This is a genomic window from Nocardia transvalensis (assembly GCF_015477765.1).
In the GTDB taxonomy this organism is placed as follows: Bacteria; Actinomycetota; Actinomycetes; order Mycobacteriales; family Mycobacteriaceae; genus Nocardia; species Nocardia transvalensis_A.
Window position 1 is genome coordinate 13,549 of the sequence record NZ_JADLQQ010000001.1, and the last position, 21,429, is coordinate 34,977.

A 21,429-nucleotide genomic window follows, 5' to 3' on the forward strand; every position below is an offset into this window, starting at 1 on the left:
ACTCGGCAAACGGTAGCGCCGCTCACACCCATACCCTAAAGTTGGACACATGACCAACTCGTGGGTGAACTGGGCCGGGGACCAGCGGTGCGCACCGGCCGAGGTCGCCACCCCCCGATCGGCCGAAGAGGTGGCCGCACTGCTCGAGCGGGCCGAGGCCGCCGGGCAGGCCGTGCGCGTGGCGGGCGCGGGACACTCCTTCTCCGATACCGTGCTGACCGACGGCATGCTGCTGAATCTGTCGCAGCTCAACCGCATTCTGCAGGTGGACCGGGCCAGTGGGCTGGTCCGGGTGGAGGCGGGCGCCACCCTCAACGAGCTCAGCAACGCACTGCATCCGATGGGCCTGGCCTTTCCGAATCTGGGCGATATCGACGTGCAGACCATCGCCGGGGCCACCGCCACCGGCACCCACGGCACCGGCGCGGGGTTCCAGAACATCTCCGCCGCACTGCATTCGGTGGAGCTGATGCTCGCCGACGGCAGCCGGGTCGAACTCGACGAGACATCGGACCCCGACGGCTGGCGGGCGGCCCGGGTGAGCCTGGGCGCGCTCGGCGTGGTCACCGCGGTGACACTGCAGATGGTTCCGTCGTTCGTGCTCGAGGGCGTGGAGCGGCCGGTTCCGGTCGAGGAGGTGCTCGCCGAGCTCGACGGATACGTCGACGGCAACGATCATTTCGAGTTCTATATGTTCGCCCACAGCCCGCTGGCGATGACCAAGCGCAACAACCGGGTCGCCCTGCCCGAACAGCCGCGCGGCAAGGCGGTGGACTGGTTCGCCGACATCCTCATGTCGAACTACACCTTCGATGCACTGTGCCGGGTGAGTCGCCGTCGGCCGCAACTGATTCCGTGGATCCACCGCGGCGCGGCCTACGCGGGCAGCTACCGCCGCCAGGTCGACCGGTCCTACCGGGTCTTCGCCTCACCCAGGCTGATTCGCTTCACCGAAATGGAATATGCGATTCCGCGCGAACACGCGACGGAGGCGATTCGGGAGATCAAACAGCTCGGTCAGCGGTTCGAGTCGCCGATGCCGACCGAGGTGCGTTTCGTCGCCCCCGACGATGCCTTCCTCTCCCCCGCCGGTGGCCGCGACACCTGCTATATCGCGGTGCATCAATACCGGGGCATGGACTACGAGCCGTATTTCCGTGCCTGCGAGGCGGTTTTCGATCGCTTCGACGGCCGTCCGCACTGGGGTAAGCGGCATTTCCAGACGGCGGCGACGCTGCGCGAACGCTATCCGCACTGGGATCGTTTCCAGGAGGTGCGGCGGCGCTTGGATCCCAAGGGCCGCTTTGCGAATCCGTATGTCGAGCGGGTGCTCGGGGCGCTGGACTGAGCCTCGGTCAGATGCACCTCCATGGTCACCGGAACGGCATCGACCTCGAGTGCCTGACGCAGGCGCGGCACGGCGTGGGTGAGGATGCGGTGGCGTAGCGCCGCCACGTCGGCGTCGGGTGTCGTCGTGACCACCAGGTGCAGTTCGGGGGCGACGCCCGGGCCCAGCAGCCATGCCGAGGCCGAGTGGACTCCGGCGTAGGTCTCGATGTCGGCCATGACGGGCATGGCGGCCGTGGTCGAATCCAGGGTGATGACGTCCTCGGCGCCCGGCACCCGAGCCCGCCAGCGTGATCCTGCAGGAATTCGACGCACCTGCAGGCTCACCCAGTACACGCACGCCAGTCCCACCGCGGCCGCGACGGCGACGATGGTCCACTGCATCCAGGCCGGCGGCGGGGACACCTCGGCGATCAGCGGTGCGCTGGTGTCGACCCAGCCCAACAGGGCGTAGTGCGCGGCGAGCAGATAGCCGCCCAGCGCCAGGCACAGCACGCCGATCACCCCCAGCAGGGTGCGGTTGAGCCGGGCCGGGCGATTGTGCGGAGCTCCGTCGGCGGGCATCTGCCGCAGCGCCGCGGGCAGGCGCGAGGTCGCACACGGCCCGATCCGGGACAGGCGCTCCTCGACGGCAGCGCGGACCGAATGCGCCAGTTCCACACCGCCGTCGTGCCGGGCCGTGATGCGAATACGCTTGCGGCGCAGGCGGACTCGCGCCGACCGCACACCGTCGACCGATTGCGCCGCCGCGCGCAGGGCCTCGTGCAGGCCGCGGCGGCCCACCCCGGCGGTCACCTCGTCGTCGGCCACCAGGGGCACCACGATCGAGCGTCCCGGCAGCACGGCCAGGGCCACCAGCATCACACCGGCGGCGAGCGCGGCCACGCCCACCCCGGCTCCCCGCGGATCGCCCCAGGTGGTTTCGTGCAGGCGGTTCATCACGCCGTCGTAGGAGATGAATTCGCTTGCTCCGGTGAGCCTTTGGATCAACGACAGGGCCACGATCACACATCCGGCCAGCAGCGTCAGCGCCACCACGACCGCCGGCACCACGCGTCGCGGGCGACGCCTCATCGCCTGCCTCGTGCGGGATCCACCAGCGGCAGGGCGGCGATCTCGATATGCATACGAGAGATCGTCAGCCCGGCGCGTTGGCGCACCCGCTCGGCGATATGGCGGCGGCACACCGTGGCGATCTGCCAGACCGGCATGGGATAGCGGATCGGCAACCGCACCGACAGCGTCGCGGTGTTGCCACGAATTCGCGCATGCACGGTGACCTCGGGGGCGACACCGGTGATTTCGCGGGCCGCCGCCACCGCGGCCGCGGCCACCGTCACGCTGTCGACCGTACGAAGCCTCGGCGGTTCGAACGCGGATTCGACGGCCGCAGAGGGGATGTCGGTCACCGTGCTCGTCATCGACTCCTCCTGGTTGTCCGCGAATGCGGCAGTGGTGCATCGGTCCGGCCCCCTCGGTAGCGAAACACTAGCTGCATTGCGGCTTCTGGGCAGTCGACACGCCCGGAAGAACATAATTCGTCGCGGTCCAATCGCCCGATTTAGCAGGGCTCGATTAGCACCTATTTCCGAATGGACACCACATAATTCGCCGGTAGAGGCCCGATCCGCAGGTCGAGGTGTCATTTCCACCGTTTCGTTGACACGCCCGAACGCGCGAGCTCAGGATTGAAGGTATGGCCGTTGTCTGAACGGTTGCTATTCAAATCGACACGGAGGTTTCGATGGGCACCAAGATGGGCGGCAAGGCTGATCAGAATGCCGACAAGGGCCGCAAGGCCATGAACGAACAGGCCCAGCGGGGTCAGCAGGCCCAGCAGGCGCAGCGGGGTCAGCAGGCACAGGGCATGCGGCGCGATGCGGATCGCCGCGACGACGATCGGGACATGGACCGGGACATGAACCGGCCCGGCGGCCAGAACATGGGCCGCAACATGGACGACGCAGCCCGCAAGAACAAGGACAGGCTCGCCCACTAGCGCCTGTCACAGAATCGGCTCGCGGCTCCTGACCACCTCGCGGAGCCGCGAGCCGTTTTCAGTTTCCCGGAATCAGCGGGCGCCCACCGTGCGGCCGCGGTCGGCCAGGCGCCATTCGAGGGTGACGGGGATGATGTCGACCTCGAGGGCTTGGCGCAGGCGCGGGACGGCGTGGCCGAGGATGCGGCGGCGGACCGCGGTGAGGTCGGCGTTCGGTTCGGCCGTGACGATCAAGTGCAGTTCGGGTGCGCGGCTCGGACCGGAGAGCCGGGCCACCGCCGAGCGGACGCCGTCGTAGGACTCGATATCGGCGGCGACCGGCGCGGCGGCGGTCTCGGAGCGCAGCAGGGTCACACCGGCGCCGGCGGGTGCGTCGAGTCGCCACTGCGTCGGCCGCGGCAGACGGGAGACCTGGGCGGCGAGCCAGCGCAGGCTGGCCAGGGCCACGATCACCGCACCGACGACGACCGACCACAGCACCCACTGCGGCGGGGCGCCGGTGCCCGGAACCAGCGGCGCGTCCGGATCCGCCCAGTGCAGCCGCCCCAGGTGGGCGGCGATCGCGTAACCGCCCCCGGCCGTCAGTAGCAGGCCGATCAGACCCAGCAGAACCCGATTCAGCCGGGCCGGACGGTTGACCGTGCTCATCGCTCACCCCCCGCCTTCGCCGGACGCAGCCTGGTCTCGATCCGCGGGAACACCCGCGGCGCGATCCGCAGCAGCCGCTGTTCGATCGCGGCCCGCACGGCCTCCGGCAGCGCGTCGACGCTACCTTGCCCGGATCGACCCTTGACTCGAACCTTCTTGCGCCCCATCCGGATTCGCGACGATTCCAGCCCGTCCACCGTGGCGGCGGCATCGCGCACCGCCCCGCGCAGACTGCGCCGCGCGATCCCGGCGTCCACCCCGTCCTCGGATTCCAGGGGCACCACGACCGATCGGCCCGGCAGCAGCGCGACAGCGAGCAGCGCCAGCCCGACCACCACGGCCGCGATACCCACCACGAGCACTCGCACGCTGTCCCAGGTGGTGTCGTGCAGGTAGTTCGCCACACTGTCGTAGGAGACGAATTCCCTGGCGCCGCTGAGCCTTTGGATCAGCGACACCGCCACCACCACCGATCCGGCCAGCAGCACCAGCACCACCACGACGGCGGGCACGATGCGGCGCGGTCTGCGAATCATCGGACTCTCCTCTCCCCGGTGCCGGTCGGCAGCGCCGACACCTCGATATCCACCCGCGGTACCGACAGCCCGGACAGTTCGCCGGTGCGCCGGATCAGATGTGTGCGGCATTCCTCGCTCACCCGCGCGACCGGCTGCGGGTACCGGACCGGCAGCCGCACGTGCAGGGTGGCCGAGTCCCCGACGACTCGCGCCGCCACCTGCACGTCCGGGCCCACCCCGGCCACCTCGCGCGCCGCGCGGGCCGCGATCCGCCGCACCGCGCGCTCACCGACGGTGGTCCTCCCCGGCAGTTCGGCCGGCACCGGCGCGGTCACGGCGGTCATCGCCGGCTCCGTGGGCGATCGGAGCGAATCAGCCCGGACAGGTCGACCTCGCCGTCGAGCCAGCGGCCGATGAGCAGGCCGAGCCCGCCGAAGACCAGCACGATGGCGAAGGCGCCGAAACCGCCGAAGGCAGCGGCGAATCCGAGGGCCAGCCCGAGGACCAGACAGATCGTGGTGGCGTTCATCTCACTGCACCCGATCCCGGCCGGATTGCTGTTCCTCGTCGTCGTAGTCCTCGATGTAGACGTCGTTGACATTGATATTGACCTCGACGACCTCGAGCCCGGTCATCTGCTCGATCGCGGTGACCACATTGCGGCGCACCGCCCGCGCCAATTCGGCGATCGCCACCCCGTACTCGACGACGAGGTCGAGGTCGACGGCGGCCTGCTTTTCCCCGACCTCGACCGAAACACCCTGTCCCACACTGGCGGACGCCCCCGGGATGCGGTCGCGCAGGGCGCCGAACGCCCTGGCCGCCCCGCCGCCGAGGGCGTGCACGCCGCGCACCTCGCGCGCGGCCAGCCCGGCGATCTTCTGCACGACGGTGTCGGCGATGGTGGTGGTGCCCTTGTCGGTGACCAGGGCGCTGTTCTTCGCCGAGGTGTCGCGGGCGGATTTGCCGTGGTCGCCGCCCTTGGCGTTCTCGGTGGCCTTCTCGGTGGTCGTGCTCGTCATAATGTTCTCCCGATTCCCTTGCGGTACAGCGGATAACGACCTTCATTCCGATCGACACGACCGCGCGTGAAACGTCACGGCCCAGGCACGTGATCTAGGTAACTGAGGAATTGCCAGTATTCGAGTCTTTGAACGCGTCCGCATCGAGATCGGTGACGACGATCCGCAGCGCGGCGTCGGCCCACTCCGTATCGGTCACGATGTCGCGGACGAGCTCGGTGAGCCGTTCCAGCAGGGGCGGCAGCGGCAGCGCGGTCGCGACCACCTGAACTTCGACGGATCCGGGCGAGAGATCGATGGCGGCACGCCTGCGGTCCCACGGCAGCCAGTCGGCATCGGGCAGCGCCAGTGGCACTGCCGGGCGCAGTCCGGCCACCGATTCCACGGCCGCCACGAGCCGATCGATCACATCCCCCTCGGTGGTCACAGCAGTCACGACTCCCCCGGCTCGATATCGAGGACGGCCACCGCGACGGCGTCCACCTCCACTCCGGTCTGTTCGGTGACCGCGCGCGCGACCCGCTGCTGGACGGCCTGTCCCACCTCGCCGATCCGGGCACCCGCCGACATGGCGAGATCGACCTGAATATTCAGCCATCCGCCCGCTCGCCGCACCCGCACACCCGGCGACGGCGCCGACTCCTGCCCGGTCCACAGCTGCCGTCCCGACCGCGCCAGATGCCCGACCAGCCCGAGCACGCCCGGTTCCAGCCGCAGCACGCCCGGCACCGCGGCGGCGGCCCGGGCGGCGACGCCGGCGATCACCGCATCGGCGACCACGTATTCGATCTGCGGCGCGACGGCGGTCACCGCTCCTCCTCGTAGATGTCGACGACGGTGATGTCGAGGCGTTCCAGGGCCAGGCCGATGCGCGCCGAGAGCGCCGCGCGCACCCGCTCGCGCACGCGGGGAATCAGCTCCTCGACACCGCGACCGCCCATGCGCACCGCGATGGTCATCTCGACCGCGATGGTCTGTTCACCGTCGGCACCGGGCCCGCGGCCGTGCACGTGGCAGCTGCGGGCTCGCACACCGTCGACGGTGTCGGCCGCATACCGCAGCACGACCGCGACCGCCTGCTCGCTCACCTCCAGCGTCCCGGGGTGCGGGGTCGACAGCGCCAGTGTGCGGCCGCGCCGCACCTCCGCCCGGACCGCGGACATGATGCGGCCGAACAGATCCGGGGGCGGCGGATCGGGCTCCTCGATCAGTTCCCGCGTCGCCGTGCGCAGGGTGAACAGGCTCTCCCGCGCCGCGGCGCAGTGCGGGCAGCTCGCCTCGTGGTCGTCGGCCCGTCCGGCCTCGACCGCGTCGAGGCGTTGCCACACCTGTTCCAGGCCGCGACCGCACGGCAGCAGATAGTCGTTTTCGGTGGCGCTGGTCACCGCCATGGCTGCATCACCTCCGCCAATTGCGCCCGGGCCCGTGCGATGCGACCGCGCACCGCGGTGGTGTTGGTGCCGACGATCTCGGCGATCTCCTCGTAGGAGCGCCCGTGCACCTCACGCAGCAGCCAGCAGGCCCGTTGTTCCGGTGTCAGCTGCGCCAGCGCGGCCTCGAGGGCCGCCAGCTGGCTGCTGACCTGCACCGCGTGATCCGGCCGGGTCTCGGTCCGCGGCGATTCGGTGGAGTCGGGGTCCACGTCGGCGGGGACCTTGCGCGACCTGAGCACATTGAGACAGCGGTTGGTGGTCATCCGATACAGCCAGCCCGCGAATGCCGCATCGTCGTGCAATTGGCCAATGCGCCGCCACGCGGTCAGGAAGACCTCCTGGGTGACGTCCTCGGCCTCGGACCGGTCGGCCAGCATCTTCGCCGCCAACCGGAACATCGCCCCCTGGTAGCGCAGCACGAGCTGCTCGTAGGCCCGGACATCGCCGTCACGCGCCCGGCCGGCCAGGGTCGCGTCGTCCAGCGCTGCCTCGGGTGCCGTCGCCGTCGTGGTCACTCGGGCACCTCCTCCCACTGCTCCTCCGATCGACACCGGGGAGCGGGAATCGTCATGCAGAATTATCCGTGATCGTTGTCTCGAAAGTTGCTGCGTGACGTTCGCGAGTCTCGGTCTGTCCTGGTAGATGTCCGCGCCCACCCGGGCGCGACCGAATGGATACGGAGATTTCCATGGCTTTGAACGACAAGATCAACAATGCGGCGGAGGACCTGGGCGGGAAGGCCAAGGAGGCCGCAGGGTCGGTGACCGGCGACGACCGGTTGCGGGACGAGGGTAAGGGAGATCAGCTCGAGGCCGGAGTGAAGAAGGCCGCCGAGGATGTCAAAGACGCCGCCCGCACCGTGGCCGACAAGGTGAAGAACGCCTTCAAGAGGTGAACTGAGAGTTGTCTGACGACCTCAGCTCGGTGTCGCGGGCTGGGGTCGCCGCATATCGGAGGCCGATTCGAGCTTGCGGCCCTTGGTCTCCGGCGCACCCCAGACGCAGATCAGGAAGCCGACGGCGGTGAGTGCGGCGGCATAGAGCATGGTGCGGCCCAGGCCCTGGTGGTCGAGCGACCACGGCAGCAGATAGGTGCCCACCGCGGCGCCGATCCGACTGGCCGAGGTCGCGACCCCGACCGCGGTGGCGCGGATATGGGTGGGGAAGAGCTCGTTCGGATAGGTCCAGTCGAGCACGTTCGGACCGCCGCAGAAGAACGCGTAGACGCACAGCATGGTGAAGGCCAGTGCGGTCGGCATGGTCGGCCAGACCCCGATGAACAGGGTGGGCAGCACCATCAGCCCGAACGCCCAGACGATGGTCTTGCGCCGGCCGATGGTGTCGATCAGCCGCATCGCCGGGAGGCATCCGATCAGGAACACCAGGCTGATCAGGGCCGTGCCGAGGGTGTCCATCCAGGTGCCCGACGGCATGCCGAAGGCGGCCAGGATCTGCGGGCCGAAGGTGAGCATCGCGAACAGCACGGCCACCTGGCAGAGGAAGAATCCGCTGCAGAACAGCGTCCGCTTGAGGTAGACGGGGCTGAACAGTTCGCGCAGCGAGCCGTGGACCACGGGCCGCTCGCTCGCCTCGATCAGCTCCTTCGGGTCGATGCGGGTGCCGAGGAACTTCTCGATCATCGCCGCGCCCTTGTCGGCCTTCCCGTGCTGAGCCAGCCAGCGCGGCGATTCGGGGGCGGTGTTCTGCCGGATGATCAGGAAGAACGCGCACAGCAGCGCCGCGCTGGCCAGCTGCCAGCGCCAGCTGCCGTCACCGCCGAAGGTGAGGGCCAGATATCCGACGATGTAGGCGAGCACGGCCCCGGCGTACCAGGCCACGATCTGGAAGCCGAGCAGTTTGCCGCGCTGTTTGAGCGGCAGCCACTCCGCCAGCAGGGAGGTCGCGATCGGATAGTCCGCGGAGACGGCCATGCCGAGCACGAACCGCAGCACCACGATCAGCCAGGTGGATTCGGCCCAGAACGACAGGATCGAACACAGTCCCATGACCACCAGGTCGGCGGTGTACATCACCTCGCGGCCGACCCGGTCGGTGAGCACGCCGAACAGGGCGCCACCGACGAACATGCCGACCAGTGCGGCCGCCCCGATCAGCTGGATGTCGGTGGTGCTCAGGTCGAGGTCGCCCTTCATGCCGATCAAGGCGGTGCCGACGATGCTGAGGATGTAGCCGTCCAGCAGTGGTCCGCCGGAGCAGGCCACGGCCAGCCATTTGTGAAAGGAGGTGAACGGTGCGTCGTCGATCACGGTGCTCATGGCAGTGTCCTCCTCGGCGTTCCCCTCCGCCAACGGATCCGGTCGATCCGTTGGCAAACTTCTGGAGAACTTACTCCGGGCACGCCGGGAACACCAATGACACACGTCGCCGCGGTGCTTTCGTTGACCAACCGCAGGCTGGGGGCGTGCCCCTGACGGCGATCCACGAACTACACCTGCACGCCCTGATCTGCTGCGGGATCCTGGGTTTCGAACTCGACCTCGACGCAGCCGCGCAACGGATGGCCCACCTGCAGTGCGCTGGAACGGAAATCGTTCCAGCAGTGCTCAGGCCATCGACACTCGAACTTCGGAAAGCTTTGCAGCGCAGCAATAATAGCACCCAGTTGGCCGTCATCGGACCGGATAGAGCGGGCCATGCGCAGCCGCAAGGTCACCATATCGGCCACCGCGGACCAGTCGTGCCATCGGCGTGCCGTCGGGTGAGCGAAAAAGTAGCGCACCAGATTCCCGTCGGCCTCGTCGTCCAGCAACCCGACAGCCGGACGAAATCGCGCCAGGCGCCCTGGCAGTGCCCGGATAACGCAGGTCTGGATATCCGGACCGTGGTCCGCAAATCTGTACCCATGACGACTTCCGAACAGACCCTGAAGGCCGGTTCCTGGCCGCTGGACCCCGCTCACTCCTCGGTCACCTTCGCCGTGCGCCACCTTGGCATTTCCAAGATTCGCGGGCGGTTCAACCGGTTCGAGACCGGCTTCGTGGTGGACGAGACCGGCGCCGCGCGGATCTCGGCGACGATCTACCTGGACTCCTTCGACACCGGCAATGCCGACCGGGATGGCCATGTGCGCAGCGCCGATCTGCTCGATGTCGAGAACCGCCCCACGCTGACCTTCACCGCCACCGAGCCGGTGCGCATCGCCGAGGACTTCCAGGTGACCGGCGAGGTGAGCGTCGGCGGGAAGACCAATCCGGTGACCCTGGACGTCGAATGGGGCGGCATCCAGGTATTCCCGCCCACCGGCGACCGCCACATCGGCTTCACCGCCACCGGCACCCTGCAGCGCTCCGACTTCGGCATCGGCACCGCCATCCCGTCGGCCATGCTCAGCGACAAGATCGCTATCGAACTCGACATCCAGCTCATCGAGCCCAAGGAGTAGTCCGGCCACCACGTCAGCCCGGCATGCCAACCAACACGTCAGCCGGGCATGCCAGTCCACACTCCGTCCCGGCATGGGGCCAACACGTCAGCCCGGCATGCCGGTCAACACGTCAGCCCGGCGTGCCGGCCGACACGTCAGCCCGGCATTCCTGCCCACACGCATCCCGGCATGCTTTCTGCCGGGATCAGGGCAGCAGTCCTAGGCGGCGGGCGCGGACGACGGCCTCGTGGCGACTGTGGGCGCCGAGTTTGGTCATGGCGCTGCGCAGGTAGCTCTTCACGGTTTCCGGGCGCAGCGAAAGCCGCTGGGCCGTCTCGGCATTGGTACAGCCGAGGGCGACGTGGGCGAGCACGTCCAGTTCGCGCGGCGCCAATGCCGGGGCCTCGTCCGGGATTTCCGGTCCCGCCATCAAGCGGGCCAGACGGTCGGACAGGTCCCGCAGGCGCGTGCGCGTCCCCGCGTCGGTCGTCGCCTGGGCGATGCCGCGGACCTCGGCGTGCATATCGCGGAGTTGTTCGGCGACAACGGGATTCGGGCCGGTGGGGGCGGCGGCCTCGCGCAGGCGCAGGCGGCGGTCCACCTCGTCGCGGATGGCCAGTTCGACCGCCAGGCGCCGGCTCGCCCGCACCACCAGATCGGCGGCACGGTCGCCGATCGGTCCCACATCGCGGCTGGCGACATAGAGCACGGCCCGCGATTCGCCCTGCACGACCACCGGCACACCGACCACCGCGCGCAACCCCTCGGTCAGCACCGGAGCGTCGTAGTGGTGGGTGATCGTGGAGGCGATGCGGTAGTCCGACACCGAGGCGGGGCGCTTGGTGGCGACCGCGGCGCCGCCGACTCCGGAGGCGGGCGAAACCGCCAGCCCCCGCATGGCATTGGTGCGGGTGCCGAAGAACTCGCTCAGGATCAACGTGCCCCCGTGCACCTGACCGCCGAATACCACCGGCATGCGGGACACATCTGCCACCTGCCGCAGCACCCCCCGCAACGCATCCGCATCCCGCGGTCGCAACAGGTCGACGCTGCTCATCGCGGTACCCCTTTCCGGGGGTAGTGGACGGAAAATGTGACCTGAATCCTATATCTGTGAGTTCGTCTATGGGCCGGTCTCGACCGGCCAGTTATACACACGGAGTATGGGACGCGCCGCTACTCGGCGATACGATCGGCGCGAATCTCGACCGCACGGTGGCCCGCCTGCCGGACCGCGAGGCGCTGGTCGACCGGGCGAACGGGGTGCGGTGGAGCTACCGCCGATTCGCCACCGAGGTGGGGACGGTGGCGCTGGGCCTGCTGGCCGCCGGCATCGGCAAGGGCGATCGGGTCGGCATCTGGGCGCCCAATCGCGCCGAATGGACCCTGGTGCAGTACGCGACGGCGAAGATCGGCGCGATCCTGGTCAACATCAATCCGGCCTACCGTGTCCACGAGCTGCAATATGTGGTGCGGCAGGCCGGGATTCGACTCCTGGTCGCGGCGCGGGAGTTCAAGGGGTCCGACTATGTCGCGATGATCGAGCAGGCGCGGCCGCACTGCCCGCAGCTCGAACGGGTGATCCTCCTCGACAGCGACGACTGGACGGCGCTGCTGGACACCGGCCGTGCGGGCAATCCGGCGGATCTGGCCGCGGCGCAGGGCGAACTGTCACCCGACGACCCGATCAACATCCAATACACCTCGGGCACCACGGGATTCCCCAAGGGCGCGACGCTGTCGCATCACAACATCCTCAACAACGGCTACTTCGTCGGCGAGCTGTGCGGCTACACCGAGGACGACCGCATCTGCATCCCGGTGCCGTTCTACCACTGCTTCGGCATGGTCATGGGCAACCTGGCGGCCACCACCCACGGCGCGGCGATGGTGATCCCGGCCCCGGGCTTCGATCCGCGCGCAACCCTGGAAACCGTTGCCGCCGAGCGGTGTACCTCGCTGTACGGGGTGCCGACGATGTTCATCGCCGAACTGGCCGACCCGGATTTCGAGTCCTACGACCTGTCCTCGCTGCGCACCGGCATCATGGCCGGTTCGCCCTGTCCGGTCGAGGTGATGAAGCAGGTGATCGAGCGGATGGGCATGACCGAGGTGTGCATCTGCTACGGCATGACCGAGACCTCCCCGGTGTCCACCCAGACCCGCCGCGACGATTCGCTGACCCAGCGCACCGCCACCGTGGGGCGGGTCGGCCCGCATGTGGAGATCAAGATCATCGACCCGGCCACCGGCCTCACCGTGCCCCGCGGCGAACCGGGTGAGCTGTGCACGCGCGGCTATTCGGTGATGCTCGGTTACTGGAACGAGCCCGAAAAGACCGCCGGGGCCATCGATTCCGCGCGCTGGATGCACACCGGCGACCTGGCCACCATGGACCACGACGGGTACATCGCGATCACCGGACGCATCAAGGACATGGTGATCCGGGGCGGGGAGAACATCTATCCGCGCGAGATCGAGGAGTTCCTCTACACCCATCCCGATATCCTCGACGCCCAGATCGTGGGCGTGCCCGATCCCAAGTACGGCGAGGAGCTGGTGGCCTGGATCCGGATGCGCGAGGACAGACCGGCTTTGGACGCCGACACGCTGCGCGAGTTCTGCACGGGCAGACTCGCCCACTTCAAGATTCCCCGCTACGTGCACATCGTCGACGAATTCCCCATGACGGTGACCGGCAAGATCCGCAAGATCGAGATGCGCGAGATCTCCGCGAACCTGTTCGGCCCGAAAAACGTGGCCTCCACAGGGAACTCCGATCGGACAGGAGAGTCACAATGACCTCGAATACCGAGCTGTATCGCGCGGCCCGCGACCATCTCGTCGCCGTGTCGACCGATTACGACGCCGCCGTGCGCACCTTCACCTGGCCGACGCTGACGGGCCGATTCAACTGGGCCACAGACTGGTTCGACGTCATCGCCCGCGGCAACCACCGCACCGCGCTGTGGATCGTCGAGGAGGACGGCCGCGAACAGCGGGTGAGTTTCGACGAGATGGCCGACCGGTCCGATCGCGTCGCGACCTGGCTGGCCAGATGCGGTGTGCGCAAAGGCGATCGGGTGATCCTGATGCTCGGCAACCAGGTCGAACTGTGGGAGTCGATGCTGGCCGTCGCCAAACTGGGCGCGGTCATCATGCCCGCCACGTCGGCGCTCGGCCCGGAGGACCTGAGCGACCGGATAAGCAGGGGTGCGGTCGGTTTCGTCATCGCCAACAGTGTCGATACCGCGAAGTTCGTGGCCGTCGGCGGGCACTACACCCGGATCGTGGTGGGCGAACCGGTCCCGGGGTGGCACGCCTATTCCGAGGCCGTCACGATCGACTCTGCGGGCCCCTTCCAGGCGGTCACGAATGTCGACGACCCGCTGCTGGTGTACTTCACTTCCGGCACCACGAGCAAGCCGAAAATGGTGCAGCACAACCAGATCAGTTATCCGGTCGGCCACTTGAGCACCATGTACTGGCTTGGGGTGCGGCCCGGCGACGTGCACCTGGCCATCAGCGGCCCCGGATGGGCCAAACACGCCTGGAGCTGTTTCTTCGCACCGTGGATCGCCGAGGCGACGATATTCGTCTACAACTACGGCCGATTCGACCCCGCCGCCCTGCTGTACCACCTGCGCCGCGCCCGCGTGAACACCTTCTGCGCGCCGCCGACGGTGTGGCGCATGCTGATTCAGGCCGACCTCGGTGAGCGTCCGGAGGGTCTGCGCGAGATCCTCGGTGCGGGTGAGCCGCTCAATCCCGATGTCATCACCCGTGTCGAGAAGGCGTGGGGGCTCACCATCCGGGACGGCTTCGGTCAGACCGAAACCACGCTGCAGGTGGGCAATACGCCCGGGCAGCCGGTCAGGCCCGGGTCCATGGGTCGCCCGGCGCCCGGAGTTCCGGTGGTGCTGGTCGACCCGATCACCGGTGACCTCGCCGACGAGGGCGAAATCTGCCTGGATCTGGCCGCCCACCCGGTCAATCTCATGACCGGGTATCTGAAGGACCCGCAACGCAATTCGGCGGTGATGGCGGGCGGCTACTACCATACCGGCGACGTCGCCGCGCGCGACGCCGACGGCTACATCACCTACATCGGCCGCACCGACGACGTCTTCAAATCCTCCGACTACAAGGTGTCCCCTTTCGAGCTGGAGAGCGTGCTCATCGAACATCCGGCGGTGGTGGAGGCCGCGGTGGTGCCGCAGCCCGACGACACCCGCCTGACCGTCCCCAAGGCCTACATCGCGCTGGCCGCCGGCTGGGAACCCGATGGCGAGACCGCCCGCGACATCCTCGAGTACGCCCGTGACCGGCTCGCGCCGTATCTGCGGGTGCGCCGGGTGGAGTTCTACGACCTGCCCAAAACCATCTCCGGCAAGATCCGCCGCGTCGAACTGCGCCGTCGCGAGGAGCAGGCGCATGCGGCGGGCCTGCCCATCGAGACCGAATACCGCTACGAGGAGTTGCTGCCGCAAACCACCTCCTAGTGCCGTACCCTGACGGGTGCTGTTCGCAGCTCGGCCCCCTCACGTGTTTCCGTCTCTCGGAAATTGGCGCGTTTGCCCGAATGTGGCGCGTTCGGCGCTGGTCCCTCGGCCATCGAGCCGCCAGACTGGCATGCGTGCCCGCCGCGAGGCACCGCCCGTCGTCCTCGGATCCGTCTCCCCTCCACCTGACGCGATCCATCCTCCCGGGACGACGGGTCGCCCGCGGTGTCGGTTCGGTGCGCGCCGCGGTCTCCTCCGCGGCGCCTCGGATCCTGATCGACCGTATGTCCCTACGACCGATTGGAGAACGCCGTGTTGGAAACCTGCGAAAGTGCCACCGCGTACGTGATCGCCGAACTGGAGGCCAAGGGCACCGCGACCCGGCATGATTTCGACGTACCGGCCATCGTCGCCACCTCGCATGCGATCGCCGAGGGCTGGGACTTCACCGCGATCGACCGCACCACCTTCTGGAATATCGTGGCCGGCAATCTCAAGATCTAGCGCCGGTGATCCAATTCGCCGCTGCGGTGGGCGCGCGCGACGACCGACCAGCGTTGCGCCGCCCGCCGCACGGAGGCGGCATCGGCGTAGCCGAGCAGTTCGGCCTGGCGCTCCCGGCTGACCGGCCCGGCGGCCGCCGCGCGGGCGAGGCGGGCTCGATCCAGTTCCTGCCGCCACGTGGTTCCGGCCTCGGCGAGGCGGCGCTGCAGCGTGCGCGGGCTGGTAGCCAGTCGCCGCGCCACCCGCTCGAGCGACACCTCGCCGTCCTCGAATGCCTCCGCCAGCGTCGCGGCCACCCGCTCCGGCCACGCCTTGGCCAGCGGCGGCGGGGGTGGCAGCGCCGCGGCCAGCGGCTGCAGCACCTCGGCCAGCGCCGGATCGGCGGTGGTCAGCGGCACGTTCATATCGGCGGCCCGGAACGTCATGGCATCGACGGGAGCGCCGAATTCGATGGCGGCGGTGCCGAACACCTCGATGTAGGTGCGCGTGTTGCGCGGGGCGCGCTGGCGCAGCGATACCCGAATCGGATCCAGCCGGACGTTCACACAGGCGCGGGCCCTGGTCAAGACGGCCACCAGACCCCATAGCTGGGTGTGGTCGCGCCCGCGGCCGACGCCGTCGATCATGTCCAGGTACAGCGTTGTCTCGCCGTCGTTTTCGGCCACCAGATCGAATCGGTGATTGGTGGTGACTGCGGTGACGTACGGTCCGCAGGTGGCCAATCCGGCGCCGACCGTGGGGGCGGTGGAGAACAGGTAGTCGTAGAGCCGGGTCGCGGTCAGTTCATATCGGCTCGCGACATGCAGGGCGACATCCGGATCGTCGAGCCACCGTTCGCCGAGTTCCCAGAGCCGCGAGAAGGTGTCGCTGGGCACATGCACACCCGGACCGTCCATCGCCCACTCCGGCAGCCCGCATTCGCGCACCAGCCGATCGCCCGCCAATCCGGCGTCGGCCAGCTGTGCGATGACGAAGCGATGCAACAGCGTCTGATCGGTCCCCATACCCCTCCCAGCGTCGGCGTTTCGAACCATATTCGTACCGAAGTTTGTGCAGAACGCTATTCGCCCGCAGTCGTTCCCGAACCGTAATCCTGGTACTTGTGGTCACAAACACTTCGGCGCTGTCCGATTCGTTCAAGACTGGCCACGGGACCGGCTCCTACCGTTCGACGTATGACTGCTCGACTCAACGTGATCGGCGTGGTTGTCGCCGATCTGGACGCCGCACTGTCCTTCTATCGCCGACTGGGGCTGGAGTTCGGGGAACCGATCGGCGGCCACATAGAGGCGGCGCTGCCCGGTGGGTTCCGGCTCGCCCTCGACACCGAGGACAACGTCCGCGAATTCCATCCGGGGTGGGAGGGCGGGCCCGGGCGGATCGGCCTGGCGTTCGGCTGCGACACCCCCGCCGAGGTGGATGCGCTGTATGCGGAGCTCACCGAGGCCGGGTATCACGGCGAACTGAAACCGTTCGACGCGGTGTGGGGCCAACGCTACGCCACCGTGCACGATCCGGACGGCAACGGCATCGACCTCTACGCCGCGCTGTCCTGACCCCCGCGGGACAGCAGCCGTCCCAACGACTTTCCGGCCAGCTCGCGGACCTCTCGCGCCAGGTGCGCCTGATCGGCGTATCCGGCGCGGAACGCGGTCTCCGCGAACGGGATTCCGTCGCGGGCCAGCGCCAGCGCGCGCTGCATCCGCAGCACCCGGGCCAGCATCTTGGGCCCGTACCCGAAGGCCGCCACCGACATTCGATGCAACCGGCGGGCCCCGAGACCGACCTCGTCGGCGGTGGCGGCCACCGACTCACCCTCGGCCAGCCGATGCACGATCCGGCGTAGCCGTGGATCGGCAGGTTCGGTTTCGGCAAGACGACGCCGGGCGATGCTCTCCAACCCGATCAGCGGATCCGGTGCGGCCGCGACGGTTCCGATCAGCTCCCGCACCCGCGCCTGCGGCCAGATATCGGTGAGTTCGGCCCGGCGGTCCAACAGTTCGTGCGCGGGAACGCCCAGCAGCGCGGGCGCGGTCCCCGGAAAGAACCTGATCCCGCTCACCGTCGTCCCGGCGGGGACCGTCGTCGAATACCCGCGCGTGTCGGGGCCCGCGACCAACAACCGCTCCCCGATCCACAGCAGATCCATACAGCCGTCGGGCAGGACGGGATCGTCGTCGCCCGCGGTGATCGTGCGCGTCCACACCACGGCTCCCTCGACCCGCCGCGCGGGCCGTTCCCGATAGGCCGGGGGCGGATGGATCACCACATTTCGAGACTAGCGCGGCCTCGGCATCGCACGCGATCGCAGCAATCCCTCTAGTCTGAGTACGACCGCGCTGTCGGTCCGTTCGGCAATTACTCTGCACCACCGTCTCGACCAGCCGTATCAGTCGAAGGAGGACGCGAGTTCATGGGCGGCACCGCGGAGGTGGATCGGATTCCGGATCGCCGCGAGCGCCGCAGACAACGCGGCGACGCCTACCGGCTCACCGCGATCGGCGGGGTGGCGACGCTGTCGCTGAATGCGCTGTCGAGCCTGGCCTACGGCCCGGAGGCAATGCTGGCGGCGCTGGTCACCGTCGGTGCGTCGGCGGTGCGGTACACGGTCCCGGTGGCGGTCGTGGTCGCGGTCCTGCTGCTGGTGCTGATGCTGTCCTACCGCCAGGCCGTCGCGGTATTCCCGGACGGTGGCGGTTCCTACGGCATTGCCAAACGCCAACTGAGCCGGGGAGCGAGCCTGGGCGCGGCGGCCGCGATGGTGATCGACCAGGTGCTCACGGTGGCGATCGGTGTGGCGGCGGCCGCGGCGGCGCTGGGCAGCATGTTCTCGATCGTCGCGGACCATCTACTGGTGACGGCCCTGATCGGGTTGGCCGTGCTCACGCTGCTGAACCTGTTCGGGATCGCCGAATCGGCCAAGGTGCTGTCGGTGCCGACACTGCTCTATCTGGTGGTGCTCGGCGCGATCATCGTGGGCGGGCTGATCCGCACCCATCCGGTCGCGGAGATCGGCACACCGGCCGATCTGCACGACCTGCCCGGGGTGATCGGGCCGCTGGTACTGCTGCGGGCTTTCGCGGCCGGAACCTCGACGCTGACCGGGGTGGAGACGGTTGCCGATGGCGCGGCGGCCTTCCGCGCACCGGCCGTGCGGCGCGCCCAGCGCGCCGAGGTGACGGTGGGTCTACTGCTCGGGGTGCTGCTGCTCGGAATCGCGAAAGATATTGCGACACATGAGATATTGCCGCGCGACGGCGTGACGGTGCTGGCGCAGTTGGCGGCCGCGGCCTTCGGCACCGGAATCCTGTTCTACATCGCCAATCTCGTGATCGCCGGAGCGCTGGGGGTGGCGGCCGGGACGGGCTTCGGCCGACTGCCGGTGCTGTTGAGCGAGCTGGCGCGCGACCATCGGATGCCGCACCTGTTCGCCCTGCGCGCCGAACGTCCGGTCTATCGGTACGCGGTCGTGGCGCTGGCGGTGCTCGCGGCGCTGGTCCTGTCGATCGCCGATGCCCGGGTGGACCGGCTGCTGCCGCTGTATGCGGTGGCCGTCTTCGTCGGATTCACCCTCACCCAGGCGGGGCTGATGCGGCATTGGGTCGACGAGCACGGCCCGCGCTGGCGGTGGAGGGTCCTGCTGAACGCCATCGGCGCCGCGGCGACCGCCCTCGCCGCCCTGGTGTTGTTCGTCGCGGAGTTCACCGCCGGGGCCTGGCTGCTGATATTTCTCGCACCGGCGCTGATGCTGCTGTTCGACCGGACCGAGCACTACTACCGGGAGGTCGCCAATTTCCTGGGCATGGGGACGACCATCCCTGCGCCGCAGACCGATCCGGCGCAGCAGACGACGGTGGTCGTCCCGGTGGTCGCGGTCAGCTGGCTCACGCGGCGGGCATTGGAGGCCGCGCGGCGCATGGGCGACGAGGTACACGCGGTCGCGGTCGACATCGACCCCGAGGTCACCGCGACCCTGCGCAACAGATGGCAGGAGTGGGACCCGGGCGTGGACCTGCGCGTGCTACCCAGCCCCTGCGGCCGCTTGATCGAGCCGATCGTGGATTACGCCGACGAACTCGCCGCCCCGGACCGCCTGGTGATCGTGCTGCTGCCACGAATCGAATCACGCCGCAGGCGCTACCGCCTGCTGCACAACCAACGCCTCCCGCTGATCACCAGGGAACTACGCGCCCGCACCGACGCCATCGCAGCGACCATCACCTTCCACGTGGATTGAGATCCGGCATTCCAGGCTTTCCTCCCCTCTCCGGCGGGCGGAGCCTTCCTCCCCTCTCCGGCCTGCTTTCGGCCGGAATCAATTGCCGGAAATTCGCCCGTTAGACTTCGCCGACGTAGAGAAGGCCGGTTCGGATTGTGGGGTCGACATGCTCAAAGGGTTCAAAGACTTCCTGATGCGGGGGAACGTCATCGACCTGTCGGTCGCGGTCGTGATGGGTACCGCGTTCACGGGGGTGGTCACCTCCGTCACCAAGGGCGTCGTCGAACCTCTCCTTGCGGTGATGGGCAGCAGCAGCCAGCTCGGACTCGGCGTCCAACTGGTGTCCGGCAAACCCGCGACTTTCGTCTCACTCGGCTCCATCATCACCGCGGCCGTCAATTTCGTCATGGTGGCCGCGGTGCTCTACTTCGTGCTCATCCTGCCGATGAAGACTGTGCAGAAGCGGTTCGGCGGCAAGAAGAAGACCGTCGTCGAGCCGACCCAGACCGCACTGCTGATCGAGATCCGGGACCTGCTGGCCGTCCAGGCCGAGCAGCGCGAGACCGGCCCGAGCGGGGTCGGCGTGAGCAGGCTGGTGGATCGGAACTGAGGAATCAGGGGGCGGCGGGAACGACGACCTGGTCACCTCGGTGCCAGACCGCCCAGGTGAGTGGCACACCGGGGCGATAAGCCAGATGCACGGCCGACGGGGCGTCGAGGACGTGGAGGTCGGCGCGGGCTCCCGGACGCAGGACACCGACCGCACCGTCGGCATCGAGATCGCGACCGAGGGCGAGCGCACCACCCGCGGTGGCGGCCCAGATCGCTTCCGCGATCGACAGTTTCATCTGCAGCACCGCCGTGGCGACGCAGAAGGCCATGGACGTGGTGTAGGAGCTGCCGGGATTCGCGTTGGTGGCCAGGGCGATTCGCGCCCCCGCGTCGATGAGGCGGCGGGCCGGGGCCAGGGGTTGGCGGGTCGACAGGTCGCAGGCCGGGAGCAGGGTGGCGACGGTGGTGGCCGAAGCCAGCGCCTCGACGTCGGCGTCGGTGAGGTGCGTGCAGTGATCGACACTCGCGGCACTCTGCTCGACCGCCAGTCGCACACCCGGTCCCGGGCCGAGCTGATTGCCGTGCACACGCAGCCCGAGGCCGCGGGATCGGCCCGCGGCGAGAATCCGCGCGGACTGCTCGGCATCGAAAGCACCTGTCTCGCAGAACACATCGATCCAGCCGACATGCTCGGCGACCGCGTCCAGCATCGGACCGCAGACCAGATCCACGTACTCCTCGGCCGACAGCTCCGGCGGCACGATATGGGCGCCCAGGAAGGTGACCTCGTCGGCCACCTCCGCGGCCAGTGCGGCACACCGCTTCTCGTCCCCGACGGTGAGACCGTAACCGGTCTTGGTCTCCAGGCACGTGGTGCCCTGCCGCAACGCCTCCTGCCGCAATCGGTGCAGATTCACCGCCAGCACCTCGTCCGAGGCCGCGCGGGTGGCCTCGACGGTGGTGCGAATTCCCCCGGCCGAGTACGACTGCCCGGCCATGCGCGCCTCGAACTCGGCGGTCCGATCGCCCGCGAACACCAGGTGGGTATGGCTGTCCACCCAGCCGGGCAGCACCGCGCGGCCCTCCACATCGACGCGCTCGTCGGCCGCGGGCTCCTGGTCGGCGGGCCCCACCCAGCGCACGCGGTCATCCTCCAGCACGACGGCCGCGTCGCGCAGGGCACCGAATTCCTCTGTGTTGGTGGTGAGTTCACCGATGCCGGTGATCAGCATGCTGCGCGTATCGCTCATCGCCACTGTGCTCCGATCTCGTCCTCGTCGCGGACTACCCAGCCACCGGCG

At 68.6% G+C, this 21,429-nt stretch carries 27 protein-coding genes; 10 read left to right on the forward strand and 17 right to left on the reverse strand.

Translation table 11 applies throughout. The annotated features are described in order from the left end of the window. Nucleotides 1-49 precede the first annotated feature (49 nt). Nucleotides 50-1,348, forward strand: a complete 1,299-nt coding sequence (locus IU452_RS00070; RefSeq protein WP_195106785.1) for a D-arabinono-1,4-lactone oxidase — start codon at nt 50-52, stop codon at nt 1,346-1,348. On the opposite strand, the gene IU452_RS00075 is transcribed toward IU452_RS00070, so the two are convergent. Continuing rightward, the gene (locus IU452_RS00075) at nt 1,246-2,421 is read right to left on the reverse strand and encodes a DUF6286 domain-containing protein (protein ID WP_195106786.1); all 1,176 of its coding nucleotides are present in this window, start codon (nt 2,419-2,421) and stop codon (nt 1,246-1,248) included. The two genes, IU452_RS00070 and IU452_RS00075, sit on opposite strands and share 103 nt — an antisense overlap. Further along, nucleotides 2,418-2,768 (reverse strand): Asp23/Gls24 family envelope stress response protein, encoded by a 351-nt coding sequence (locus IU452_RS00080; protein ID WP_195106787.1) that lies wholly within the window; start codon nt 2,766-2,768, stop codon nt 2,418-2,420. The genes IU452_RS00075 and IU452_RS00080 overlap by 4 nt, the downstream gene beginning before the upstream one ends. 323 nt (nt 2,769-3,091) lie before the next feature. On the opposite strand from IU452_RS00080, the gene IU452_RS00085 reads away from it, so the two are divergent. Continuing rightward, a complete protein-coding gene (locus IU452_RS00085) occupies nt 3,092-3,346 on the forward strand; it encodes a hypothetical protein (RefSeq protein ID WP_195106788.1) in 255 nt (84 codons plus the stop codon). A 72-nt stretch (nt 3,347-3,418) separates the two neighbouring features. Here IU452_RS00085 and IU452_RS00090 read toward each other — a convergent pair whose 3' ends face one another. The 9 genes from IU452_RS00090 to IU452_RS00130 all read right to left on the reverse strand — a co-directional run bounded on the left by IU452_RS00090 (nt 3,419) and on the right by IU452_RS00130 (nt 7,482). After that, nucleotides 3,419-3,994 (reverse strand): alkaline shock response membrane anchor protein AmaP, encoded by a 576-nt coding sequence (locus IU452_RS00090; protein ID WP_195106789.1) that lies wholly within the window; start codon nt 3,992-3,994, stop codon nt 3,419-3,421. Continuing rightward, entirely contained in the window at nt 3,991-4,530 is a 540-nt protein-coding gene (locus IU452_RS00095) for a DUF6286 domain-containing protein (protein WP_195106790.1), read from the reverse strand. Before IU452_RS00095 ends, IU452_RS00090 begins: the two co-directional genes overlap by 4 nt. Further along, complete coding sequence (locus IU452_RS00100) at nt 4,527-4,856, reverse strand: Asp23/Gls24 family envelope stress response protein (RefSeq protein WP_195106791.1); 330 nt, start codon at nt 4,854-4,856, stop codon at nt 4,527-4,529. The genes IU452_RS00095 and IU452_RS00100 overlap by 4 nt, the downstream gene beginning before the upstream one ends. Then, nucleotides 4,853-5,041 (reverse strand): hypothetical protein, encoded by a 189-nt coding sequence (locus IU452_RS00105; RefSeq protein ID WP_195106792.1) that lies wholly within the window; start codon nt 5,039-5,041, stop codon nt 4,853-4,855. The genes IU452_RS00100 and IU452_RS00105 overlap by 4 nt, the downstream gene beginning before the upstream one ends. A 1-nt stretch (nt 5,042) precedes the next feature. Further along, nucleotides 5,043-5,534: an Asp23/Gls24 family envelope stress response protein gene (locus IU452_RS00110; protein WP_195106793.1), complete on the reverse strand. Its 492-nt coding sequence runs from the start codon at nt 5,532-5,534 to the stop codon at nt 5,043-5,045. Between the two features lie 94 nt (nt 5,535-5,628). Beyond that, nucleotides 5,629-5,970, reverse strand: coding sequence for a hypothetical protein (locus IU452_RS00115; RefSeq protein WP_324192360.1), 342 nt, complete (start codon nt 5,968-5,970; stop codon nt 5,629-5,631). Further along, on the reverse strand, nt 5,967-6,344 hold the full coding sequence (locus IU452_RS00120; protein WP_195106794.1) for an Asp23/Gls24 family envelope stress response protein: 378 nt from the start codon (nt 6,342-6,344) through the stop codon (nt 5,967-5,969). The genes IU452_RS00115 and IU452_RS00120 overlap by 4 nt, the downstream gene beginning before the upstream one ends. Next, nucleotides 6,341-6,925, reverse strand: coding sequence for an Asp23/Gls24 family envelope stress response protein (locus IU452_RS00125; protein ID WP_195106795.1), 585 nt, complete (start codon nt 6,923-6,925; stop codon nt 6,341-6,343). The genes IU452_RS00120 and IU452_RS00125 overlap by 4 nt, the downstream gene beginning before the upstream one ends. Further along, a complete protein-coding gene (locus tag IU452_RS00130) occupies nt 6,916-7,482 on the reverse strand; it encodes an RNA polymerase sigma factor (protein ID WP_195106796.1) in 567 nt (188 codons plus the stop codon). Before IU452_RS00130 ends, IU452_RS00125 begins: the two co-directional genes overlap by 10 nt. A gap of 173 nt (nt 7,483-7,655) precedes the next feature. Here IU452_RS00130 and IU452_RS00135 point away from each other — a divergent pair, with 173 nt between their 5' ends. Continuing rightward, nucleotides 7,656-7,862 carry a CsbD family protein gene (locus IU452_RS00135; protein WP_195106797.1) on the forward strand — a complete coding sequence of 69 codons (207 nt, stop codon included), beginning with the start codon at nt 7,656-7,658 and terminating at the stop codon, nt 7,860-7,862. A 21-nt stretch (nt 7,863-7,883) separates the two neighbouring features. Here the strand turns inward: IU452_RS00135 and IU452_RS00140 are convergent, their stop codons facing one another. Continuing rightward, the gene (locus IU452_RS00140; RefSeq protein ID WP_195106798.1) at nt 7,884-9,242 is read right to left on the reverse strand and encodes an MFS transporter; all 1,359 of its coding nucleotides are present in this window, start codon (nt 9,240-9,242) and stop codon (nt 7,884-7,886) included. A 170-nt stretch (nt 9,243-9,412) separates the two neighbouring features. Further along, a complete protein-coding gene (locus IU452_RS00145) occupies nt 9,413-9,736 on the reverse strand; it encodes a hypothetical protein (RefSeq protein WP_195106799.1) in 324 nt (107 codons plus the stop codon). A gap of 93 nt (nt 9,737-9,829) precedes the next feature. On the opposite strand from IU452_RS00145, the gene IU452_RS00150 reads away from it, so the two are divergent. Further along, on the forward strand, nt 9,830-10,369 hold the full coding sequence (locus IU452_RS00150; protein WP_195106800.1) for a YceI family protein: 540 nt from the start codon (nt 9,830-9,832) through the stop codon (nt 10,367-10,369). Nucleotides 10,370-10,556: 187 nt separating this feature from the next. On the opposite strand, the gene IU452_RS00155 is transcribed toward IU452_RS00150, so the two are convergent. Continuing rightward, nucleotides 10,557-11,408, reverse strand: coding sequence for a helix-turn-helix transcriptional regulator (locus tag IU452_RS00155; RefSeq protein WP_195106801.1), 852 nt, complete (start codon nt 11,406-11,408; stop codon nt 10,557-10,559). Between the two features lie 68 nt (nt 11,409-11,476). Here IU452_RS00155 and IU452_RS00160 point away from each other — a divergent pair, with 68 nt between their 5' ends. The 3 genes from IU452_RS00160 (at nt 11,477) to IU452_RS00170 (ending at nt 15,357) form a co-directional block, all read left to right on the forward strand. Further along, nucleotides 11,477-13,153, forward strand: coding sequence for an AMP-binding protein (locus tag IU452_RS00160; protein WP_195107434.1), 1,677 nt, complete (start codon nt 11,477-11,479; stop codon nt 13,151-13,153). Continuing rightward, on the forward strand, nt 13,150-14,853 hold the full coding sequence (locus IU452_RS00165) for an AMP-binding protein (protein ID WP_195106802.1): 1,704 nt from the start codon (nt 13,150-13,152) through the stop codon (nt 14,851-14,853). Before IU452_RS00160 ends, IU452_RS00165 begins: the two co-directional genes overlap by 4 nt. A 312-nt stretch (nt 14,854-15,165) precedes the next feature. After that, on the forward strand, nt 15,166-15,357 hold the full coding sequence (locus IU452_RS00170; RefSeq protein ID WP_195106803.1) for a hypothetical protein: 192 nt from the start codon (nt 15,166-15,168) through the stop codon (nt 15,355-15,357). On the opposite strand, the gene IU452_RS00175 is transcribed toward IU452_RS00170, so the two are convergent. Continuing rightward, nucleotides 15,354-16,361 carry an AraC family transcriptional regulator ligand-binding domain-containing protein gene (locus tag IU452_RS00175; RefSeq protein WP_195106804.1) on the reverse strand — a complete coding sequence of 336 codons (1,008 nt, stop codon included), beginning with the start codon at nt 16,359-16,361 and terminating at the stop codon, nt 15,354-15,356. The genes IU452_RS00170 and IU452_RS00175 overlap by 4 nt on opposite strands. Nucleotides 16,362-16,532: 171 nt before the next feature. Between IU452_RS00175 and IU452_RS00180 the strand changes: the two genes are divergently transcribed. Further along, nucleotides 16,533-16,913 carry a VOC family protein gene (locus IU452_RS00180; protein WP_195106805.1) on the forward strand — a complete coding sequence of 127 codons (381 nt, stop codon included), beginning with the start codon at nt 16,533-16,535 and terminating at the stop codon, nt 16,911-16,913. Here the strand turns inward: IU452_RS00180 and IU452_RS38780 are convergent. Then, entirely contained in the window at nt 16,895-17,626 is a 732-nt protein-coding gene (locus IU452_RS38780) for a helix-turn-helix domain-containing protein (RefSeq protein WP_324192361.1), read from the reverse strand. The two genes, IU452_RS00180 and IU452_RS38780, sit on opposite strands and share 19 nt — an antisense overlap. A 144-nt stretch (nt 17,627-17,770) precedes the next feature. Between IU452_RS38780 and IU452_RS00190 the strand changes: the two genes are divergently transcribed. Continuing rightward, nucleotides 17,771-19,594, forward strand: a complete 1,824-nt coding sequence (locus IU452_RS00190; RefSeq protein ID WP_195106806.1) for an APC family permease — start codon at nt 17,771-17,773, stop codon at nt 19,592-19,594. A 148-nt stretch (nt 19,595-19,742) separates the two neighbouring features. Beyond that, nucleotides 19,743-20,186 (forward strand): large conductance mechanosensitive channel protein MscL, encoded by a 444-nt coding sequence (gene mscL / locus IU452_RS00195; RefSeq protein ID WP_195106807.1) that lies wholly within the window; start codon nt 19,743-19,745, stop codon nt 20,184-20,186. Between the two features lie 4 nt (nt 20,187-20,190). Here mscL and hutI read toward each other — a convergent pair whose 3' ends face one another. Further along, the gene (hutI, locus tag IU452_RS00200) at nt 20,191-21,378 is read right to left on the reverse strand and encodes an imidazolonepropionase (RefSeq protein ID WP_195106808.1); all 1,188 of its coding nucleotides are present in this window, start codon (nt 21,376-21,378) and stop codon (nt 20,191-20,193) included. Nucleotides 21,379-21,429 lie beyond the last annotated feature (51 nt).

Bases quoted from the DNA above. Each gene is read 5' to 3' on its own strand.
- IU452_RS00090 (WP_195106789.1), bottom strand. From the start codon at position 3,994: ATGAGCACGGTCAACCGTCCGGCCCGGCTGAATCGGGTTCTGCTGGGT.
- IU452_RS00175 (WP_195106804.1), bottom strand. From the start codon at position 16,361: ATGGGGACCGATCAGACGCTGTTGCATCGCTTCGTCATCGCACAGCTG.
- IU452_RS00155 (WP_195106801.1), bottom strand. From the start codon at position 11,408: ATGAGCAGCGTCGACCTGTTGCGACCGCGGGATGCGGATGCGTTGCGG.
- IU452_RS00070 (WP_195106785.1), top strand. From the start codon at position 50: ATGACCAACTCGTGGGTGAACTGGGCCGGGGACCAGCGGTGCGCACCG.
- IU452_RS00100 (WP_195106791.1), bottom strand. From the start codon at position 4,856: ATGACCGCCGTGACCGCGCCGGTGCCGGCCGAACTGCCGGGGAGGACC.
- IU452_RS00075 (WP_195106786.1), bottom strand. From the start codon at position 2,421: ATGAGGCGTCGCCCGCGACGCGTGGTGCCGGCGGTCGTGGTGGCGCTG.
- IU452_RS00190 (WP_195106806.1), top strand. From the start codon at position 17,771: ATGGGCGGCACCGCGGAGGTGGATCGGATTCCGGATCGCCGCGAGCGC.
- IU452_RS00095 (WP_195106790.1), bottom strand. From the start codon at position 4,530: ATGATTCGCAGACCGCGCCGCATCGTGCCCGCCGTCGTGGTGGTGCTG.
- IU452_RS00165 (WP_195106802.1), top strand. From the start codon at position 13,150: ATGACCTCGAATACCGAGCTGTATCGCGCGGCCCGCGACCATCTCGTC.
- hutI (WP_195106808.1), bottom strand. From the start codon at position 21,378: ATGAGCGATACGCGCAGCATGCTGATCACCGGCATCGGTGAACTCACC.
- IU452_RS00160 (WP_195107434.1), top strand. From the start codon at position 11,477: ATGGGCCGGTCTCGACCGGCCAGTTATACACACGGAGTATGGGACGCG.
- mscL (WP_195106807.1), top strand. From the start codon at position 19,743: ATGCTCAAAGGGTTCAAAGACTTCCTGATGCGGGGGAACGTCATCGAC.
- IU452_RS00105 (WP_195106792.1), bottom strand. From the start codon at position 5,041: ATGAACGCCACCACGATCTGTCTGGTCCTCGGGCTGGCCCTCGGATTC.
- IU452_RS00180 (WP_195106805.1), top strand. From the start codon at position 16,533: ATGACTGCTCGACTCAACGTGATCGGCGTGGTTGTCGCCGATCTGGAC.
- IU452_RS00140 (WP_195106798.1), bottom strand. From the start codon at position 9,242: ATGAGCACCGTGATCGACGACGCACCGTTCACCTCCTTTCACAAATGG.
- IU452_RS00110 (WP_195106793.1), bottom strand. From the start codon at position 5,534: ATGACGAGCACGACCACCGAGAAGGCCACCGAGAACGCCAAGGGCGGC.
- IU452_RS00135 (WP_195106797.1), top strand. From the start codon at position 7,656: ATGGCTTTGAACGACAAGATCAACAATGCGGCGGAGGACCTGGGCGGG.
- IU452_RS00080 (WP_195106787.1), bottom strand. From the start codon at position 2,768: ATGACGAGCACGGTGACCGACATCCCCTCTGCGGCCGTCGAATCCGCG.
- IU452_RS00125 (WP_195106795.1), bottom strand. From the start codon at position 6,925: ATGGCGGTGACCAGCGCCACCGAAAACGACTATCTGCTGCCGTGCGGT.
- IU452_RS00150 (WP_195106800.1), top strand. From the start codon at position 9,830: ATGACGACTTCCGAACAGACCCTGAAGGCCGGTTCCTGGCCGCTGGAC.
- IU452_RS00085 (WP_195106788.1), top strand. From the start codon at position 3,092: ATGGGCACCAAGATGGGCGGCAAGGCTGATCAGAATGCCGACAAGGGC.